We start from the raw sequence: 18,890 nt of genomic DNA, 5'->3' as shown, positions 1-18,890 counted from the left end.
TACTTCCGACCGCACGCAGGGAAGGACCCGTTTTCCATGACCGACGCCCCCACCGGCAAGGTGACCTTCGTCGGGGCCGGTCCCGGCGCCGCCGATCTGCTGACGTTCCGCGGCGCGCGGGCCATCGCCGAGGCGGACGTGGTGATCTGGGCCGCCAGCCTGGTGCAGGCGGAGGTACTCGAGCACGCGCGGGAGGACGCGGAGATCCTCGATTCGGCCGCGATGTCGCTGGAGGACGTGGTGGCCGTCTACGCCCGGGCACTCGACGAACAGCTCAAGGTGGCCCGGATCCACTCGGGTGACCCCGCGCTGTGGGGCGGCACCCAGGAGCAGGTCGACCGGTGTGCGGAGCTGGGCATCCCGACGGAGATCGTGCCGGGCGTGTCGTCGTTCTCGGCGGTGGCGGCGCTCGCGGGGCGGGAGCTGACGATCCCAGAGGTCGCGCAGTCGGTGATCCTGACCCGGCTCGGCGGCGGGAAGACGCCGATGCCGCCCGGTGAGGAGGTACGCGAGTTCGCGCGGCACGGCACCACCATGGCGGTGTTCCTGTCGGCGGCGAGGAGCGGGCAGCTGGTGCGGGAGCTGCTGGAGGGCGGCTATCCGACGTCGACGCCGGTCGTGGTGGCGTACCAGGCGACCTGGCCGGAGGAGCTGGTCGTGCGGTGCACGGTCGGCACGCTGGAGGAGACGGTCAAGGAGCACAAGCTGTGGAAGCACACGCTGTTCCTGGTCGGTCCGGCCCTCGACGCGCACGGCACCCGCTCGCACCTGTACCACCCGGGCCACTTCCACGGCTTCCGCAAGGCCGACCCGCAGGCCCGCAGGGAGCTGCGGGAGCGGGGGGCGAGCACATGATCACCGTGGTGGGGACGGGCATGGGTGCGCCGGTCGAGGTCCCTGAGGCCGGGAAGGCCGCGCTCGTCGTCGGCGGGCGGCGGCACCTGGACGCCGTGGGAGTGCCGGAGGGGGCCGAGACGGTCGTGCTGGGGCCGCTGGCGCCCGCGCTCGACACCGTCGCCGCGTACGTGGCGGAGGAGCGGCCGGTGGTCGTGCTGGCCTCCGGGGACCCCGGGTTCTTCGGGATCGTCCGGGCGCTGGCCGAGCGGTTCGGGCCGGAGCGGCTCGACGTACGGCCCGGGGTGTCCTCCGTCGCCGCCGCCTTCGCGCGGGCCGGCCTCCCTTGGGACGACGCCGTGGTGGTCAGCGCGCACGGCCGGGACCCGCGGACGGCGGTGAACGTGTGCCGGGCGCATCCGAAGGTCGCCGTGCTGACCGGGCCGGGCGCAGGTCCGGCCGAGCTGGGGGCGGCGCTGCGCGGTGAGCGGCGGGTGCTGGTCGTCGCCTCGGCACTGGGGTCGGCCGGGGAGTCGGTGGAGCGGGTGACGCCCGAGAAGGCGGCCGGCCGGGACTGGGGCCGCGCGGTGAGCGTGGTGCTGTGCCTCGACGAGGCGCGGGTGCTCGGGCCGGTGCGTACGGTCGCCGGCCTCGGGGACCGCCCCGCCGGGTGGGCGCTGGCGGAGACGGAGTTCGCCCACCGCGACTCGATGATCACCAAGTTCGAGGTGCGGGCGCTGGCACTGGCCCGGCTGGGTCCGCGCCCCGGCGATCTGGTGTGGGACGTCGGCGCGGGGTCGGGGTCGGTGGCGGTGGAGTGCGCGCGGCTCGGCGCGGCGACCGTCGCCGTGGAGCGCGACGCGGACGGCGTGGAGCGGGTGCGCGCCAACGCCGCCGCGCACGGCGTGGACGTGACGGTGGTGCACGGGGAGGCGCCCGGGGTGCTGGACGGGCTGGACGACGACCCGGACGCCGTGTTCGTCGGCGGCGGGGGCAGGGAGCTCCCGGCGGTCGTCACCGCGTGCGCCCGGCGGGCGCGGCGGACGGTCGTCGTGGCGGTGGCGGCGCTCGACCGGGTGCCGGCCGCCCGTGCGGCCCTGACCGACGCCGGTCTGACCTGCGACGGCGTGCTGCTGCAGTCGTCGCGGCTCGCGCCGCTGCCCGGGGACGTGACCCGGCTCGCGGCGACCAACCCGGTGTTCCTGCTGTGGGGCGTCCGGCCCCCGGCGCACAGTGAAGGAGTGGGCGAGTGATCGGCCTCATTGCCGCCACGGCGGCCGGAGCGGCGGCACGGGACCGGCTGGCCGCCGCCTGGCCGGACCGCACGCGCGTGTACGGCGGTCCGGTGGCGGACGCGGTACGGGCCGCGTTCGCGGAGTGCGACCGCCTCGTGTGTTTCCTCGCCACCGGGGCCGTGGTGCGGCTGGTGGCGCCGCTGCTGGCCGGCAAGACGAGCGACCCGGGTGTGGTGTGCGTGGACGAGGCGGGCCGGTTCGCGGTGTCGCTGCTCGGCGGGCACGGCGGCGGCGCGAACGACCTGGCCCGCGAGGTCGGCGAGGTGCTGGGCGCGGAGCCGGTGGTGACGACCGCGACCGACGCGGTGGGACTGCCCGGTCTCGACACGCTGGGCCTGCCGGTGGAGGGCGACGTCGCCGCCGTGTCGCGGGCGCTGCTGGACGGGGAGGCGGTGGCGCTGCGCGCCGAGGTGGCGTGGCCGCTGCCGCCGCTCCCGGTCGCCGCCGAGGGCGCGTACACGGTCCGGGTGACGGACCGGATCGCCGAACCGGTCGACGGGGAGGCGGTGTTGCGGCCGCCGACCCTCGTCGTCGGGGTGGGCGCGTCGAAGGGCGCCCCCGTGGAGGAGGTGCTCGGTCTCGTCGAGGACGCGTTGCGGGAGGCGGGGCTGTCGCGGGCGTCCGTGGCCGAACTGGCCACCGTGGACGCCAAGTCCGGTGAGCCGGGGCTCGTGGAGGCGGCCCGGCGGCTCGGGGTGCCGCTGGTGACGTACCCCGCCGGCGAGCTGGCGCGGGTGGCGGTGCCGAACCCGTCCGACGCGCCGCTCGCCGCCGTCGGCACCCCGTCCGTCGCGGAGGCCGCGGCGCTCGTCGGCGGGGGTGAACTCGTCGTGCCCAAGCGGAAGTCGGCGGGGCGCCCGGCCATGGCGACCTGTGCCGTCGTACGGCGTCCGGGGCGGGGGCGGCTCGCGGTGGTCGGGCTCGGGCCCGGCGCGCGGGACCTGCTGACCCCGCGGGCGCGGGACGAACTGCGGCGCGCGTCGGTGCTGGTGGGCCTGGACCAGTACGTCGACCAGATCCGCGACCTGCTGCGTCCCGGCACCCGGGTGCTGGAGTCGGGGCTCGGCGCGGAGGAGGAGCGGGCGCGTACGGCGGTCGCGGAGGCCCGGCGCGGGCAGGCGGTCGCACTGATCGGCAGCGGCGACGCGGGCGTGTACGCGATGGCGTCCCCGGCGCTCGCGGAGGCGTCCGACGACATCGACGTGGTCGGCGTGCCGGGCGTGACGGCGGCGCTCGCGGCGGGCGCGCTGCTCGGCGCGCCGCTGGGCCACGACCACGTGTCGATCAGCCTGTCCGACCTGCACACGCCGTGGCAGGTCATCGAGCGGCGGGTACGGGCGGCGGCCGAGGCCGACCTGGTGGTGACGTTCTACAACCCGCGCAGCCGGGGCCGCAACTGGCAGCTCCCGAAGGCGCTCGCCGTGCTCGCCGGACACCGGGCGCCCGGCACACCCGTCGGGGTCGTGCGCAACGCGTCCCGCGCGGACGAGTCGGTGCGGCTGACCACGCTGGCCGCGCTGGACCCGGCGACGGTCGACATGATGACGGTCGTGACCGTGGGCAACACGGCGACCCGGCGGATCGCGGGGCGCATGGTCACCCCGCGCGGCTACCGCTGGCAGGAGGAGGCCCGGTGAACCGCGTGGTCCACCCCATCGAGCAGGAGTCGTTCCGGCGGCTGCGCGCCCGTCTCGACACCTCGCATTTCCCGCCGCTGACCCGGGCGGTCGTGGAGCGCGTCGTGCACTCCTCGGCCGACCTGGAGTACGCCGCCGACCTCGTCATGGACGAGGCCGAACTGCTGCGCGCCCACGCCGCCTTGCACGCGGGGGCGCCCGTCGTCGCGGACGTGGAGATGGTCGCGGCCGGGATCACCCGCCGGGAGACCGTGTGCCGGCTGCGGGACGCGCGCTCCGGGCCGGGGCTCACCCGGTCCGCGCACGCCGTCCGGCTCGCCTACGAGGAGGTCGGTCCTGGTGCCCTGTGGGTGATCGGGTGCGCCCCGACCGCGCTGGAGGAACTGCTGACGCTGGACGCCTCCCCGGCGCTCGTCGTCGGCCTGCCCGTCGGGTTCGTCGGCGCCGCCGAGTCCAAGGCGGCGCTGCGGGAAAGCGGACTGCCCGCCGTGAGCAACGTGTCCGAGAAGGGCGGGTCGGCGGTCGCCGCCGCCGCGCTCAACGCCCTGCTGTACCACCCCCTTTCGACCGAGGAGACCCTGTGACCAGCCCGCCCGCCCTGCTCATCGCCGGCCACGGCACCCGGGACGACGCCGGAGCGGAGGCGTTCCGCGCCTTCGTGCGAGAGCTGGGCCGCCGCCGGCCCGAGCTGCCCGTCGCGGGCGGCTTCATCGAACTGTCCCCGCCGCCGCTCGGCGAGGCCGTCGCCGGCCTGGTCGAACAGGGGGTGCGGCGGTTCGCGGCCGTGCCGCTGATGCTGGTGTCCGCCGGGCACGCCAAGGGCGACATCCCGGCCGCGCTGGCCCGCGAGAAGGAACGCCACCCGGGGATCTCGTACACGTACGGCCGTCCGCTGGGCCCGCACCCGGCGCTGCTGCGGGTGCTGGAGCGGCGGCTCGCGGAGGCGGTGGACGCCTCCTGGGACCCGGCCGAGGTGACCGTGCTGCTGGTGGGGCGCGGGTCGACGGACCCGGACGCCAACGCGGAGGTGTTCAAGGCGGCCCGGCTGCTGTGGGAGGGTCGCGGCTACGCCGGCGTCGAGACGGCGTTCGTGTCGCTGGCGGAACCGGACGTGCCGGGCGGGCTGGAGCGGTGTGCCCGGCTGGGGGCGCGGCGGATCGTCGTGCTGCCGTACTTCCTGTTCACCGGGATCCTGCCGGACCGGGTGCGGACGCAGACCGAACAGTGGGCGGCGGCGCACCCGGAGGCCGAGGTGCGGTCGGCGGACGTCGTCGGCCCGGAGCCGGAGCTGCTGGACCTGGTGCTGGAGCGGTACGAGGAGGCGGTGAAGGGAGATCTACGGATGAACTGCGACTCCTGCGTGTACCGGATCGCGCTGCCCGGCTTCGAGGACAAGGTGGGGATGCCGCAGCAGCCGCATTTCCATCCCGGGGACGACGGGCACCATCATCATGGTCATGGTCACGCGCACTCCCCCTCCCATGCCCACTGATCCGGCGGCCGGCCACGACCTGCGCCACCACGGCGACGCCGAGGTCCGCGACGACGGCCGCGCCCTGGTCGACCTCGCGGTCAACGTCCGCACGGACACGCCCCCGGCGTGGCTGCGGGAGCGTGTCGCCGCGTCGCTGACCGGCCTCGCCGCCTACCCGGACGGGCGGGCGGCGCGGGCCGCGGTGGCGGCGCGGCACGGGCTCCCGGTGGAGCGGGTGTTGCTGACGGCGGGCGCGGCGGAGGCGTTCGTGCTGCTGGCGCGGGCGCTGAAGGTGTCCCGGCCGGTAGTGGTGCACCCGCAGTTCACCGAGCCGGAGGCGGCGCTGCGGGACGCGGGGCACATGGTGGACCGGGTGCTGCTGCGGGAGGCCGACGGATTCCGCCTCGACCCGGCGGCGGTCCCGGAGGACGCGGACCTGGTGGTGGTCGGCAACCCGACCAACCCGACGTCCCTGCTGCACCCGGCGGAGTCGCTCGTCCGGCTCGCCCGGCCGGGACGCACGCTCGTGGTGGACGAGGCGTTCATGGACGCGGTGCCGGGCGAACGGGAGGCCCTGGCCGGGCGGACGGACGTCCCGGGCCTGGTTGTGCTCCGCAGCCTGACCAAGACGTGGGGCCTGGCCGGCCTGCGCATCGGGTACGTGCTCGCGGCGCCGGAGACCGTCACGGAGCTGGAGCGGGCGCAGCCGCTGTGGCCGGTGTCGACGCCGGCGCTGGCGGCGGCGGAGGCGTGCGTGTCGCCTGCGGCGCTGGCGGAGGCGGAGGAGGCGGCGCGCGGTGTCGCGGCGGACCGCGCGTACCTGATCGCGGGGTTGCGGGAGTTGGCGTCCCGCGGCCTGCGGGTGGTGGAACCGGCGGAGGCGCCCTTCGTCCTGGTGCGCGTCCCGGCGGCGTCGGATGTACGGGAGCGGTTGCGCACCCTCGGCTACGCGGTCCGCCGGGGCGACACGTTTCCGGGCCTGGGCGAGGAGTGGCTGCGCCTGGCGGTACGGGACAGGGGGACGACGGAGGGGTTCTTGGGGGCGCTGGAGCGGGTGCTGGCGAGCTGAGCGGGGCGCGGTGGCTGCGGCGACGGGGCTGTCCTTCGATCTGGTGCAGGCACTCGTCGGGCGGCCTCCCTGCGACCTTTTCGGAAGGCAACGCCTCCCCCGCAGAGCGCGGCGCATGCCAGGGGCGGGTATGGCTGAGGCCCCCGAAGGCGACGAACGTAGCCTGCCTGCGGGAGGCCCGGTGGCCACGCACTCATCGGTTGCGTGGCACGCCGCACAGAGCCAGTAGGTCGTCCATCATGTGCTCGAACAAGGGCTGACAGTCCTCGAACGACGAGGCGAAATGCCCGTAGACCGCCATGCAGAGCAGCCCGTAGATCTGCCGCCAGCAGGTGATCATCACCATGGCGACGCCCGGCGGGTAGTCGTGTCGCATCAGTTGTCCGTAGGCCGTGACCTGCGACCACAGACGCGGTTCCACTTCCTCCTCCGAGGGGTACGAGAGGATGCCGCGACGCCACAACTCTTCAAAGGTCTGCCCGAACAGACCCCCGAGCTCCCGGACAAGTACCTGGTCAACTGGGCGGCCGGAGGCGACCAACCGTGCGTAGCCAGCTCCCATCAGGAGATCGAACTCGCCGGGATTCGCCACGGACCAGTCCAGGACGGCACGCGTAGCCTCGTAGAGCTGACCACCGAAGTCTTCGGCGTCCATGGCGCCGGCAGCCTGAGCGACGACAGACACGAAATCACTGGTGATTCTCTCGTACAGGGCGAGCGTGAGGCCTGCCTTTCCTTCGAAGTAGCGGTACAACGCCGGCGGAGTGACCCCTACCTGCCGCGCTACCGCCGACAAGCTGAGAGCCTCAACGCCCTGCGCAGCGACGAGATGGCGCGCAGCCGTCAGCGCGTCATGTTCCAACTCTGCACGCAGGCGTTCACGTCTTGTCAGAGGCCGGCTGACATCTTCCGGCTCAGGGGATCGCATGCGACACATCCCTCCTTAGCCCTTGGAACGTAACGGATCGGCCACTCGATCGAGTAATTGACGACGAAGTAGCTTGCGGTGACGACATGTTACGTGGTTAATGGTCTTCACTGCGTTTACGGGTGTCACACCTCACCAACACCGCAGCGGTGACGGCACGCAGTAGTGCGGTTCAAATGGAAGCGACAAACAGGACAGACCAGATATATCCGGCAGGAGCAAGCGCATCGATTGAGGTGCCTCAGGTGACCGTGTGCTGTCTGCGGCAGGCGTTATGGAGGTCACGGTGAAGGGTGTTGCAGTCGGGGACGCGTCTGCCCCGCCGGCGAACAAGAGTGCCCGGCACTGCGGATCCGCTCGACGGCGTCCACACATGCCGAGGCCGCCGCCTTGAGCGGCCGTGTGCGCCTCCTCCAAGCCGCACCGGGCAACGTGCGCGGCTGCGAGAAGGTGCGGCTCCAGAACAGCGCGCGAGGCGAGCGTGCGGTGGCGTCGGTTGTCGGATCAAGCAGTGTTGATCCACCTGCGCGAGTCGCAGCAACACCACGAGGACGCGACTGACCAGGAGTCATCTGCCGATCAACACCAGCAAAAAACACAGTGACAGAGAGAGGTCTCATCATGTGGAACAGGTGCCAGCGCTGCAAGGGTAATGGCAAGTGCACCACCTGCGACGGCTCCGGCAACCGCGGTGTGTGGAAGTGCGACAGCTGCCGGGGCAGCGGCGACTGCAAGGCGTGCGACGGCCGCGGCTGAGCTCCCCCTTCGGGATGACCGCGCTCCTTGATGTGCTCCTCGTCGGCTCGGTCGGCGGGGAGCACATCAACCTCATGCGGGTCGCGCCCCTCACTCCGATGGCATGCACCATGTGCCGCCTGAGCAAGGCGTCAATACACCCTGTGGGCCAAGACAGGACCTCGGCCACCCCAGCCTGGCATACGCGATCGGCGATGCCCGTCTCTCGGGAGGCCCTCGCTCCAGGTGCGCCGCTGCGCCGCACCTGCCTTACCGACGCCTCGGAGGCCCGGTACGCCTCCGGACAGGCGTGAGCGGGTACGGACCGCACAGCCCCCAGCAGTGCATCTGGCGCTTGGGGAGGAGACGGCCCACGATGCGCGCTTGACAACAAGCCGCGATCAGGGCCGTCAACCCATCGACAGCCCAGCTATGAGCAGCAGGGACCTGCAGGCTCGGCGCACTGCGCGGGCGGGGCGCTGCCTCCTCATTCCCCAGGAGGTCGGCCCGCCACTGCGCCCGGTACGCCGCAGGCCTCTGCGTCCGACCGGGCGCAGCCCTCATGCCCTCGGTCTCATGGCCCCACCGCGCAACCCCCAGTGCGCCACCGTCGAGACGACCGCCGTTTCAGGCGCCGGGCGCTCACCCTGCGCCGTCTCCGTCACCAGGCGCCGGAGGGGGCGGGGCCCCGGGCCTGGTGACCCGCGACACCAGTCAGTTGCGGCGCCCCCGCCGCGACAGCAGCACCGCTCCCCCGCCGGCCGCCAGCAGCGCCACCGCGCCCGCCGCCACGTACGGAGTGGCCGAATCCCCGCCCGTCTCGGCGAGGTTGGTCTCCGCGCGGGCGCCCTGGGGCTCGACGGCGGGCTCCGCCTTCTCAGGCGCATCGGGGGCGTCGGGTGCCTCGGGGGCGGCTGCCTCCGGCTCTTCCGCGGCTGCCGCCGCCGGCGTCTCGCACCGCGACTCCGCCAGCGTCAGGCTGCCCTCGACCTCGGCCACGTTCAGCTTGGCGGGGTTGACCGACACCTCCAGCTTCAGGGCGGTGGCGACGGCGGTGGACGAGGTCGTCTCCGTCTTCGACAGGTCCAGCCGCACCGAGCCCACGCCCGGCACCTCGATGTGCGTCGGGCCGCCGGCGCTCAGCGAGACCCGCTTGCCGAGGACGGTGACCGCGGCGGGCAGGGTGACGGAGGCGTGCGGGGTCTTCCCCGCCTCGCAGACCGCCTTGGAGCTGACCGCCTCGATCTCGACGACCGACAGCAGGGGCAGCCCGGGAACGTGCAGACGGGCGTCGGCGAGGGTGGTGGACGCCTCCGCCCTGTCCCCCTCGACGGTCGCGGCCGCGTCGGCCACCTCGGCGCGCAGCACGCTGAACGGCTTGCCGCGGTTCACGCCGTCGAGGGTGGCGGTGAGGGCCGTCTCCCGCGCGCTCCGCGGTGCCTGGACCTCGTTGAGGGACACGGTGAGCGGGACCTGCACCGTCTTGTTGAGCAGGGACACGTCGAGCCCGGTGCGCAGCACCGCGGCGCTCGCGCTGCCGTGGTCCTCGGTGGCGTACGCCGCGCCCGCGCCGGTGAGGACGACGGGCCCCGCGACGAGCGCGCAGGCCGCGGCGGCGGCGGTCCAACGGCGGGCAGGCGTACAGAAGTTGATGGTGTACAAGGTGGTGGGACCCCCATGAGACTTTGCTGGGACCCGGACAGAATGTCCGCGCCCGCGCCGCCCCGTCAGCGATCCGGTGACTCTTCACTCCTTCGGGGAAGGTCGGAGAACGTTTTCGATTTCCGGGGTACGGCTGTTCGCCGCCGTCACCCTCCGGTGTCCCGCCGGCGGGCGCGCCCTACGCGACGACGCGCCCGTTCAGCACCACCCGGCGCGGACCGGTCAGTACCCGGAGGTCCGCGCGCGGGTCGGCGTCGTAGACCACCAGGTCGGCCGGGGCGCCCTCCTCCAGACCGGGGCGTCCGAGCCACGCCCTGGCCTTCCAGGTGCCGGCGGCGAGCGCCTCGACGGGCGGGAGACCGGCCTTGGCGAGTTCCGCGACCTCCTCGGCGGCGAGCCCGTGCGGGAGGGTGCCGCCGGCGTCGGTGCCGACGAAGACGGGGATGCCGGCGTCGTACGCGGACCGCACGGTGTCGTAGCGGCGCTCGTGCAGCCGGCGCATGTGCGCGGACCAGCGCGGGAACCTGCCCTCGCCGCCGTCGGCGAGCGCGGGGAAGGTGGCGATGTTGACCAGGGTGGGAACGATGGCGACGCCCCGCTCGGCGAACAGCGGGATGGTCTCGTCGGTGAGCCCCGTGGCGTGCTCGACGCAGTCGATGCCGGCCTCGACGAGGTCGCGCAGGGAGTCCTCGGCGAAGCAGTGGGCGGTGACGCGGGCGCCCAGCCGGTGCGCCTCGGCGATGGCCGCCTCCACCGCGCCGCGCGGCCAGCAGGCCGACAGGTCGCCCAGGTCGCGGTCGATCCAGTCGCCGACCAGCTTCACCCAGCCGTCGCCGCGCCGGGCCTCCTGGGCGACGTACGCGACGAGGTCGTCGGGCTCGACCTCCCAGGCGTATCCGCGGATGTAGCGGCGGGTACGGGCGATGTGCCGGCCGGCCCTGATGATCTTCGGGAGGTCCTCGCGGTCGTCGGTCCAGCGGGTGTCCGAGGGCGAGCCGGCGTCGCGCAGCAGCAGGGCTCCGGCGTCCCGGTCGGTGAGCGCCTGCTTCTCCGCGACGTCCTCGGGGACGGCCCCGTGCCGGTCGAGACCCACGTGGCAGTGGGCGTCGACAAGACCGGGCAGCACCCAGCCGTCGACCGTGCGGACGTCGCGTGCGCCGGCGGGACGGTCGTAGGAGATGCGGCCGTCGACCACCCACAGCTCGTCGCGGACCTCGTCCGGGCCGACGAGGATCCGTCCCTTCACGTGCAGCACCGCCTGATCGCTCATGCCCCGCACGATAGTTCGTCGCCCGCGCCGCCGTGCGTCCCCGTCGCCTCTCCCCCGCGGCGGGCACGGGCCGCCCGCCGTCGGGGGCCGTTGCAGTGATCGCCGGGAGGGAGACGCCTGTGCGGTTCGGTGTACTGGGGCGGCCGCGACTTCGAGGCCGAGGGCGCGTCGTTCGAGACCTGCTCGCTCAGCGCCACCAAGACCGCGCCGGTCGTCGCGGCGTCGTTCGACGAGGGCGACGCCTACCAGGACGACCCGGTCGTCCGGGCCGCCGGCTGAGGTCCGCCGCTTGTGGGGACCGCCCTCCCAGCAGTCCGCCCTGCCGGGAGGGCGGACGGCGAGAGGGCGGTCCTGTCGGACCCGTCGTTCTAGTCCGACGTGCCCACCTGGTCGGACGTCTCCTCCTCGACCTGCGCCATGGCGGGGTCGAGCAGGCGGGAGAGGAAGTGGCGGGTGCGCTCGTGCCGCGGCGCGCCGATGACCTGGGCGGGGCTGCCGTCCTCGACGATCACGCCGCCGTCCATGAACACCACCCGGTCGGCGACCTCGCGGGCGAAGGTCATCTCGTGGGTGACGACCATCATCGTCATGCCCTCGTCGGCGAGCATCCGCATCACCGCGAGCACGTCGCCGACCAGCTCCGGGTCGAGCGCCGAGGTCGGCTCGTCGAACAGCATCACCTCGGGGCCCATGGCGAGGGCGCGGGCGATGGCGACGCGCTGCTGCTGGCCGCCGGAGAGGGAGGACGGGTAGGCGTCGGCCTTCTCGGCGAGGCCGACCCGCTCCAGGTTCTCGGCGGCGACCTTCGCGGCCTCCGCCTTGCCGCGCCGGAGCACCCGGCGCTGCGGCAGCGTGAGGTTCTCGGTGACGGTCAGGTGCGGGAACAGGTTGAACTGCTGGAACACCATGCCGATGCGGCGGCGGACGGCGTCGATGTCGACGTCCGGGTCGGTGAGTTCGGTGCCGCCGACGAAGACCTGGCCCTCGGTGGGTTCCTCCAGGAGGTTCACGCAGCGCAGCAGGGTCGACTTGCCGGACCCGGACGGGCCGATGACGCAGACGACCTCTCCCTGGCCGATCTCCAGGTCGATGCCGCGCAGCACGTGGTTGTCGCCGAACGACTTGTGCAGACCGCTGACGCGGATCTCCGGGCGGCTCATTTGACGGCCTCCTGGGCCTTGGCCTCCATGCGGCGCACGACGAAGCCGAGCGGGATGGTGATCAGCAGGTAGCACAGGCCGGCCACCAGGATGGGCGTGGAGTTGGCAGTCTGGCTCGCCAGGTCGCGGCCGTACTTGGACAGCTCGCGCTCCTCCAGGGTGACGCCGAGGAACAGCACCAGCGAGGAGTCCTTGAACAGCAGGACGAGTTCGTTGGTGAGCGGCGGCAGGATGATCCGGAAGGCCTGCGGGATGATGACGGAGACCATGGCCCGGGCAGGCGAGAAGCCCAGCGAGCGGGCCGCCTCCATCTGTCCCTTGGGCACGGCCTGGATGCCGGCCCGGATCGTCTCCGCCATGTACGCGGCGGCCACCAGGCCGAGGGCGAGGGCGACCTTGCCGTAGGTGCCGCCGATGATCTCCGTGCCGGGGAAGGCGAGCGGCACGGCGACGCCGATGAAGATGAAGATCAGCAGGGCCGGCAGGCCGCGGAAGATCTCGATGTAGATGCCGGCCAGCCAGCGGTAGGGCCCGACGGACGACAGCCGCATCAGCGCGATCAGCATGCCGAGCGCGAGCCCGACGGCGAAGCCGGTCACCGTGTAGAGGACGGTGTTCTTCAGCGCCAGCGTGATGACGTCGGGGAACATCCGCTCGGCGATGTCGACCTGCGCGAACTGGTTCTGCAGGCGGCCCCAGTCGGCCGTGACCGCGAAGGCGATCACGGCCGCGACGAACACGGCGTACTGGATGCCGCGCGACACGCTGCGCTTCTGACGCCGGGTCAGGCCCTTCCGCTTGGGCTGGAGCGGCGTCTTCTCCGTGTCGGCCACGGGGTCAGGACGCGGCCGGCGAGGCGGCCGACTCGTCGTACGGGCCGATCCACTGCTCGTACAGCTTCTTGTACGTGCCGTCGGCCTTGGCGTCGGCGAGCGCCTTGTTCACGGCCGTCTGCAGGGCCGTGTTGCCCTTCTTCACCGTGAAGCCGTACTCCTCTCCGGTGTCGATCTGCTCGGCGACCGTGAAGGCGTCGGCGTTGGCCTTGTCCTTCAGCCAGCCCTGGACCACGGGGTAGTCGATGACGACGGCCTTGACCTGGCCGGTGCGCAGGCCGTTGAGGACGGCGTCGGAGGACTCGAAGGAGACCGGGTCGAAGCCCTGGCCCTTGACGTAGTCCTCGCCGGTGGTCTGCGCCTGGGCGCCCAGCTTGACGTTCTCGCTCTTGACGTCGGCGAGGGAGGTGACGCCGCTGTCCTTGTCGACGAGGACGGCCTGGGTGGCGTTGAAGTACGGGTCGGAGAAGTCGACGTTCTTCTTCCGCTCGTCGGTGATGGTCATGCCGGCCGCGGCCAGGTCGCACTCGCCCGAGTTGAGGAAGGCGCCGGTCTTGAAGTTCTCGAAGGGGGTGTCGAGGATTTGCTGCTTCACTCCGAGGTCGTCGGCGACCAGGTCGATCAGCGCGACGTCGAAGCCCTGCACCTTGCCGTCGATCTCCGACTGGAAGGGCGGGTAGGGCAGGTGGGTGCAGGTGGTGAGCTGGCCCGCCTTGACGAGCTCGACCCCGCCGGCCGCGGTGGTGGACCCGCTGCCTCCGTCGTCGGTGGAGGTGCAGGCGGCGAGGAGGACCATCCCGGCCGTCGCGGTGGTGGCGGCCAGGACTCGCGTCCGGCGGCCGAGGAGCGTCTTCACGGGAGCCTCCTGTCGGGGAACTGAATGTTCAGATTATAAGTAAAGGTTTGAGTGCCTCAAACCTGCCCTTGGTCCGGCGGTGCCCGGTGCGGAACCTGGCTGTCCGGTCGCCGTCGGGCGAAGGTTTACCCTCGACGTCGTCGTACGTACCCGCGCCGCCGTGAAGCATGAGCAAAGAGAGCACAGCCGTGACGAACCTCCTCCTCGACCTGCCCCCGTTGAGCGCCGCGCGCTTCGCCTCCATCGAGGACCGGGTGGCACGCCTGCTGGGTACCGGGCAGGACGTCGTGATCACGCAGGGTGAGGCGCTGCTGCCGCTGGAGGGCGCGATCCGTGCGGCGGCCGGACCCGGGACGACCGCGCTGAACGTCATCACCGGCCCCTACGGGCAGACCTTCGGCGACTGGCTGCGGGACTGCGGCGCCACCGTCGTCGACCTGACGGTGCCCTTCCACACGGCGGTGACGGCCGGGCAGATCGAGGACGCTTTCGCGGAGCACCCGGAGATCGACTTCGTGTCCCTGGTGCACGCCGAGGCGGCCACCGGCAACACCAACCCGGTCGCCGCGATCGGCGAGGTGGTGCGGGCGCACGGTGCGCTGTTCTACCTGGACGCGGTGGCGTCGGTCGGCGCGGAGCCGGTGCTGCCGGACGCGTGGGGCGTGGACCTGTGCGTCATCGGGGCGCAGAAGGCGATGGGCGGTCCGGCCGGGGTGTCGGCGGTCTCGGTGAGCGCGCGGGCCTGGGCCCGGATGGCGGCCAACCCGCACGCCCCGCGCCGCTCCTACCTCTCCCTCCTCGACTGGAAGGAGCGGTGGATCGACGGCGGGCGCAAGGCCCTGCTGCACGCGCCGGCGCAGCTGGAGATGCTGGCGCTGGAGGCGTGCGTGGAGCGGATCGAGGCGGAGGGCCTGGAGACGGTGATGGCGCGGCACGCCTCTGCGGCGGCCGCGACCCGGGCGGGTGCGCTCGCGCTGGGCGGTGGGATCGCGCCGTACGTCCACGACGCGGCCGACGCGGCGCCCGTCGCGACGACCCTGCGGGCGCCGTCCGGCACCACGGCGTCCGAACTGGTCGCCCGCGCCCTGGCCGCCGACCCCGGCCTCCCGCTGGCGGCGGGCGGCGGCGCCCTGGCCCGCGAGATGATCCGTGTCAACCACTACGGCCCCGACGCGACCCGCGGTACGGTCCGCGCCTGCCTGACGGCCCTCGCCACGGCCCTGACCGACGCGGGCCTGCCGGCCGACCTCCCCGCGGCCCTGACGGCGGCGGAAGAGGCCTGGCAGTAACCGGTACCACTCGTCGGGGGTGTCGCACGGCCGCGGACCCGACGCCTGCTGACGTCCCGTCCGCCCGCCAGGGTGCCCGTCGCGGGTGCCTGTCACGGGTGCCCGTCGGGCGTGGCCGGAAGGGTGCGGCGGGCCGGCGGGGGCGTGGGCCTGTGACGGACGAGCGGGCGGTGCTCCGGAGTCCTGACTGGACCGCCACCGCGCGCCCCCGGCGCCGACATACGCGCGGTACAACGCTCACACCGGTGTCCTGTGTCCTGCGGGAGCGCATCGGCGCAGTGACCGGCAACTGAATTCACAGGGATTATCGAAATCCCTCGCACACATACTCCCGCGACATTCCCCGGCTTATTTCCCTATTACCTTGCGGAACAGCTTCCCGTCTTCTTCTGCCCGGTTTCCCGGACCCTAAACGCCCCGATCCGAGTGGCGGCCACCGGGCGATTCCAGGGGCCGTCACGAGAGTTACACAGATGTGACCGGTTCCACATCGCGCCCGCTTTCCCCCCTTTTCTCCCGTGCAAATCGGGGCATTTCTCCGACGGTTCGCGCGGACCTGCCCGTACGCGCGATAACACATGACGCGCTTGTACGTAACCCCGACAGACGATGCAATTTTGAATTTACCTCGGTAAGTTCAATTCGCATGACTGCCGCACAAGCAGACCTGCAAATCGACCGCCCGACCGTGGCGGACGGAGCCGTGCTGTGGCGGATAGCCAGGGACTCGAAGGTTCTCGACCTGAACTCGTCGTACAGCTATCTGCTGTGGTGCCGTGACTTCGCCGCCACCTCGGCCGTCGCTCGCGACGAGAGCGGAGCGCCGGTGGGCTTCATCACCGGGTACCTCCGGCCGGACAGCCCGCGCACCCTGCTGGTCTGGCAGGTCGCCGTCGACGAGACGCACCGCGGCCGGGGCCTGGCCGCCGCCATGCTCGACGGACTGGCCGCCCGGACCGCCACGGAGCACGGCGTGGACACCGTGGAGACCACCGTCGCTCCCGGCAACACGGCCTCCGAGCGCCTGTTCACCGCGTTCGCGGAGCGTCACGGCGCCCTGCTGGAGCGCGAGGTGCTCTTCGACGCCGGCCAGTTCCCCGACGGACCGCACGACCCCGAGGTTCTGTACCGCATCGGGCCGTTCGCCCTCTGACGGACCGGCCCGCACCCCGATCTTCCGACTCCCTCTGACCTCCCACGCCACCGAGGAGCGATTCGTCGTGACCATCACCCAGCCCGACCTCAGCGTCTTCGAGACCCTCGAGTCCGAGGTACGCAGCTACTGCCGCGGCTGGCCCGCCGTCTTCGACCGTGCGCACGGCAGCCGCATGTACGACGAGGACGGCCACGAGTACCTCGACTTCTTCGCCGGAGCCGGCTCACTCAACTACGGGCACAACAACCCCGTCCTGAAACGCGCCCTGATCGACTACCTGGAGCGCGACGGCGTCACCCACGGCCTCGACATGTCGACGACGGCCAAGCGCGCGTTCCTGGAGTCATTCCAGAACTACGTCCTGCGCCCCCGCGACCTGCCGTACAAGGTCATGTTCCCGGGGCCGACGGGCACCAACGCCGTGGAGTCCGCGCTGAAACTGGCGCGGAAGGTGAAGGGGCGCGAGGCCATCGTGTCGTTCACCAACGCCTTCCACGGCATGTCGCTCGGCTCGCTCGCCGTGACCGGCAACGCCTTCAAGCGGGCCGGCGCCGGCATCCCCCTGGTGCACGGCACGCCGATGCCGTTCGACAACTACTTCGACGGCCAGGTCCCGGACTTCCTGTGGTTCGAGCGGCTCCTGGAGGACCAGGGCTCGGGCCTCAACAAGCCGGCCGCCGTGATCGTCGAGACCGTGCAGGGCGAGGGCGGCATCAACGTGGCGCGGCCCGAGTGGCTGCGCGCCCTGGCCGAGCTGTGCGAGCGCCAGGACATGCTGCTCATCGTCGACGACATCCAGATGGGCTGCGGCCGTACCGGCGCCTTCTTCTCCTTCGAGGAGGCCGGCATCACCCCCGACATCGTCACCGTCTCCAAGTCGATCAGCGGTTACGGGCTGCCCATGGCGCTCACCCTGTTCAAGCCGGAGCTGGACGTCTGGGAGCCGGGCGAGCACAACGGCACGTTCCGCGGCAACAACCCCGCGTTCGTGACGGCCACCGCCACCCTGGAGGCCTACTGGGCCGACGGTTCCGCCATGGAGAAGCAGACCCGCGCGCGCGGCGAGCAGGTGGAGCAGGCGATGATCGCCATCACCGAGGAGAACCTCGCCGACGTCAAGGAGTACCGCGGCCGCGGCCTCGTGTGGGGCCTGGAGTTCCACGACAAGGAGCGGGCCGGCCGCGTCGCCAGGCGCGCCTTCGAACTCGGTCTGCTCATCGAGACGTCCGGCCCGGAGAGCGAGGTCGTCAAACTGCTCCCCGCCCTGACCATCACGCCGGACGAGCTGGACGAGGGCCTCACCGTCCTCGCCCGCGCCGTCCGCGAGACCGCCTGAAACACACACCCCAGCCGAGGAGGCATCGCAACACCGTGATCGTCCGTTCGTTCAAGGAGATCGAAGGCACCGACCGGCACATCAAGTCGGCGTCCGGAACGTGGGAGAGCAAGCGCATCGTCCTCGCCAAGGAGAAGGTCGGCTTCTCCGTGCACGAGACGATCCTGTACGCGGGTACGGAGACCGACATGTGGTACGCGAACCACATCGAGGCCGTCGTCTGCACCAAGGGCGACGCCGAGCTCACCGACCGCGAGACCGGGAAGACCTACCACATCACCCCCGGCACCATGTACCTCCTCGACGGCCATGAGCGGCACACGCTCAAGGTCAAGGAGGACTTCCACTGCATCTGTGTCTTCAACCCGCCCGTGACCGGACGGGAGGACCACGACGAGAACGGCGTCTACCCGCTGCTCACCGAGGAGGTGTGAGTCACCGTGACCACGACCACGCACGTCACCGATCTCTACCCGACCCGCGGTGCCACCGAGGTGGCCACCCCGCGGCAGGACCCGGTCGTCTGGGGCAGCCCGGACACACCCGGCCCCGTCCCGGCGTCCGACCTCCAGGCGCTCGACCGTGACGGCTTCCTGGCCATCGACCAGCTGATCGGCCCGGACGAGGTCGAGGTGTACAAGCGGGAGCTCGACCGGCTGGTCTCCGACCCGGCGATCCGCGCGGACGAGCGCTCGATCGTCGAGCCGAAGTCCCAGGAGATCCGGTCGGTCTTCGAGGTGCACAAGATCAGCGAGGTGTTCGCGAATCTGGTGCGCGACGAGCGGGTCGTCGGCCGGGCCCGGCAGATCCTCGGCTCGGACGTCTACGTCCACCAGTCGCGGATCAACGTCAAGCCGGGCTTCGGCGCCAGCGGTTTCTACTGGCACTCCGACTTCGAGACCTGGCACGCCGAGGACGGTCTGCCGAACATGCGCACCATCTCGGTCTCGATCGCGCTCACCGAGAACTACGACACCAACGGCGGTCTCATGATCATGCCGGGGTCGCACAAGACGTTCCTCGGCTGCGCCGGTGCCACGCCGAAGGACAACTACAAGAAGTCCCTGCAGATGCAGGACGCGGGGACGCCGTCCGACGAGGCGCTGACCAAGATGGCGTCGGAGTACGGCATCAAGCTGTTCACCGGCAAGGCCGGCTCGGCGACCTGGTTCGACTGCAACTGCATGCACGGCTCCGGTGACAACATCACGCCGTTCCCGCGCAGCAACGTGTTCATCGTGTTCAACAGCGTCGAGAACACGGCGGTCGAGCCCTTCGCGGCCCCGATCCGCCGCCCCGACTTCATCGGGGCCAGGGATTTCACTCCCGTCCGGTGAGTCCGACCCCCTGCCGGGG

Annotated in this window: 18 protein-coding genes; 12 read left to right on the top strand and 6 right to left on the bottom strand. The window is 72.1% G+C overall.

All coding sequences use genetic code 11. The annotated features are described in order from the left end of the window. Window positions 1-36 precede the first annotated feature (36 nt). Genes cobM through cobC form a run of 6 tightly spaced genes read left to right on the top strand, consistent with a single transcriptional unit; the run spans window position 37 to window position 6,309 of the window. Window positions 37-855: a precorrin-4 C(11)-methyltransferase gene (cobM, locus tag ACIF8S_RS26420; RefSeq protein WP_400002258.1), complete on the top strand. Its 819-nt coding sequence runs from the start codon at window positions 37-39 to the stop codon at window positions 853-855. Further along, complete coding sequence (gene cbiE, locus ACIF8S_RS26415) at window positions 852-2,087, top strand: precorrin-6y C5,15-methyltransferase (decarboxylating) subunit CbiE (RefSeq protein WP_400002256.1); 1,236 nt, start codon at window positions 852-854, stop codon at window positions 2,085-2,087. Before cobM ends, cbiE begins: the two co-directional genes overlap by 4 nt. Continuing rightward, the gene (gene cobJ, locus ACIF8S_RS26410) at window positions 2,084-3,766 is read left to right on the top strand and encodes a precorrin-3B C(17)-methyltransferase (RefSeq protein WP_400002254.1); all 1,683 of its coding nucleotides are present in this window, start codon (window positions 2,084-2,086) and stop codon (window positions 3,764-3,766) included. Before cbiE ends, cobJ begins: the two co-directional genes overlap by 4 nt. Further along, window positions 3,763-4,350, top strand: coding sequence for a precorrin-8X methylmutase (locus ACIF8S_RS26405; RefSeq protein WP_400002252.1), 588 nt, complete (start codon window positions 3,763-3,765; stop codon window positions 4,348-4,350). The genes cobJ and ACIF8S_RS26405 overlap by 4 nt, the downstream gene beginning before the upstream one ends. Then, window positions 4,347-5,258 (top strand): sirohydrochlorin chelatase, encoded by a 912-nt coding sequence (locus tag ACIF8S_RS26400; protein ID WP_400002251.1) that lies wholly within the window; start codon window positions 4,347-4,349, stop codon window positions 5,256-5,258. Before ACIF8S_RS26405 ends, ACIF8S_RS26400 begins: the two co-directional genes overlap by 4 nt. Beyond that, window positions 5,248-6,309, top strand: coding sequence for an Rv2231c family pyridoxal phosphate-dependent protein CobC (cobC, locus tag ACIF8S_RS26395; RefSeq protein ID WP_400002249.1), 1,062 nt, complete (start codon window positions 5,248-5,250; stop codon window positions 6,307-6,309). The genes ACIF8S_RS26400 and cobC overlap by 11 nt, the downstream gene beginning before the upstream one ends. A 193-nt stretch (window positions 6,310-6,502) precedes the next feature. On the opposite strand, the gene ACIF8S_RS26390 is transcribed toward cobC, so the two are convergent. The 3 genes from ACIF8S_RS26390 to ACIF8S_RS26380 all read right to left on the bottom strand — a co-directional run bounded on the left by ACIF8S_RS26390 (window position 6,503) and on the right by ACIF8S_RS26380 (window position 10,904). Beyond that, window positions 6,503-7,237 carry a TetR/AcrR family transcriptional regulator gene (locus tag ACIF8S_RS26390; RefSeq protein WP_400002247.1) on the bottom strand — a complete coding sequence of 245 codons (735 nt, stop codon included), beginning with the start codon at window positions 7,235-7,237 and terminating at the stop codon, window positions 6,503-6,505. Between the two features lie 1,449 nt (window positions 7,238-8,686). Further along, window positions 8,687-9,634 carry an SCO1860 family LAETG-anchored protein gene (locus ACIF8S_RS26385; RefSeq protein WP_400002246.1) on the bottom strand — a complete coding sequence of 316 codons (948 nt, stop codon included), beginning with the start codon at window positions 9,632-9,634 and terminating at the stop codon, window positions 8,687-8,689. Between the two features lie 178 nt (window positions 9,635-9,812). Next, window positions 9,813-10,904 (bottom strand): amidohydrolase family protein, encoded by a 1,092-nt coding sequence (locus tag ACIF8S_RS26380; protein ID WP_400002244.1) that lies wholly within the window; start codon window positions 10,902-10,904, stop codon window positions 9,813-9,815. Between the two features lie 129 nt (window positions 10,905-11,033). On the opposite strand from ACIF8S_RS26380, the gene ACIF8S_RS26375 reads away from it, so the two are divergent. Next, window positions 11,034-11,183 (top strand): hypothetical protein, encoded by a 150-nt coding sequence (locus tag ACIF8S_RS26375; RefSeq protein ID WP_400002348.1) that lies wholly within the window; start codon window positions 11,034-11,036, stop codon window positions 11,181-11,183. Window positions 11,184-11,272: 89 nt separating this feature from the next. On the opposite strand, the gene ACIF8S_RS26370 is transcribed toward ACIF8S_RS26375, so the two are convergent. Genes ACIF8S_RS26370 through ACIF8S_RS26360 form a run of 3 tightly spaced genes read right to left on the bottom strand, consistent with a single transcriptional unit; the run spans window position 11,273 to window position 13,753 of the window. Further along, window positions 11,273-12,064 carry an amino acid ABC transporter ATP-binding protein gene (locus ACIF8S_RS26370; RefSeq protein WP_400002243.1) on the bottom strand — a complete coding sequence of 264 codons (792 nt, stop codon included), beginning with the start codon at window positions 12,062-12,064 and terminating at the stop codon, window positions 11,273-11,275. Beyond that, complete coding sequence (locus ACIF8S_RS26365) at window positions 12,061-12,897, bottom strand: amino acid ABC transporter permease (protein ID WP_349791490.1); 837 nt, start codon at window positions 12,895-12,897, stop codon at window positions 12,061-12,063. Before ACIF8S_RS26365 ends, ACIF8S_RS26370 begins: the two co-directional genes overlap by 4 nt. Window positions 12,898-12,901: 4 nt before the next feature. Further along, entirely contained in the window at window positions 12,902-13,753 is an 852-nt protein-coding gene (locus tag ACIF8S_RS26360) for a transporter substrate-binding domain-containing protein (RefSeq protein WP_400002241.1), read from the bottom strand. A gap of 188 nt (window positions 13,754-13,941) precedes the next feature. On the opposite strand from ACIF8S_RS26360, the gene ACIF8S_RS26355 reads away from it, so the two are divergent. From ACIF8S_RS26355 to thpD, 5 genes are all read left to right on the top strand, one after another. Next, window positions 13,942-15,042, top strand: a complete 1,101-nt coding sequence (locus tag ACIF8S_RS26355) for a pyridoxal-phosphate-dependent aminotransferase family protein (protein ID WP_400002239.1) — start codon at window positions 13,942-13,944, stop codon at window positions 15,040-15,042. A 646-nt stretch (window positions 15,043-15,688) separates the two neighbouring features. After that, window positions 15,689-16,195 carry a diaminobutyrate acetyltransferase gene (gene ectA / locus ACIF8S_RS26350; RefSeq protein ID WP_400002237.1) on the top strand — a complete coding sequence of 169 codons (507 nt, stop codon included), beginning with the start codon at window positions 15,689-15,691 and terminating at the stop codon, window positions 16,193-16,195. A gap of 67 nt (window positions 16,196-16,262) precedes the next feature. Beyond that, window positions 16,263-17,534 carry a diaminobutyrate--2-oxoglutarate transaminase gene (gene ectB, locus ACIF8S_RS26345; protein WP_349791484.1) on the top strand — a complete coding sequence of 424 codons (1,272 nt, stop codon included), beginning with the start codon at window positions 16,263-16,265 and terminating at the stop codon, window positions 17,532-17,534. A 35-nt stretch (window positions 17,535-17,569) separates the two neighbouring features. Then, the gene (locus ACIF8S_RS26340) at window positions 17,570-17,968 is read left to right on the top strand and encodes an ectoine synthase (RefSeq protein WP_024887205.1); all 399 of its coding nucleotides are present in this window, start codon (window positions 17,570-17,572) and stop codon (window positions 17,966-17,968) included. A 6-nt stretch (window positions 17,969-17,974) separates the two neighbouring features. After that, on the top strand, window positions 17,975-18,871 hold the full coding sequence (gene thpD, locus ACIF8S_RS26335) for an ectoine hydroxylase (protein ID WP_400002235.1): 897 nt from the start codon (window positions 17,975-17,977) through the stop codon (window positions 18,869-18,871). The last annotated feature ends 19 nt before the right edge of the window (window positions 18,872-18,890 follow it).

Source organism: Streptomyces sp. NPDC085937 (genome assembly GCF_044540535.1).
Classification (GTDB): domain Bacteria; phylum Actinomycetota; class Actinomycetes; order Streptomycetales; family Streptomycetaceae; genus Streptomyces.
The sequence above is the reverse complement of the archived record's forward strand: the minus strand, read 5'-3'. Positions and strand labels throughout refer to the sequence as shown.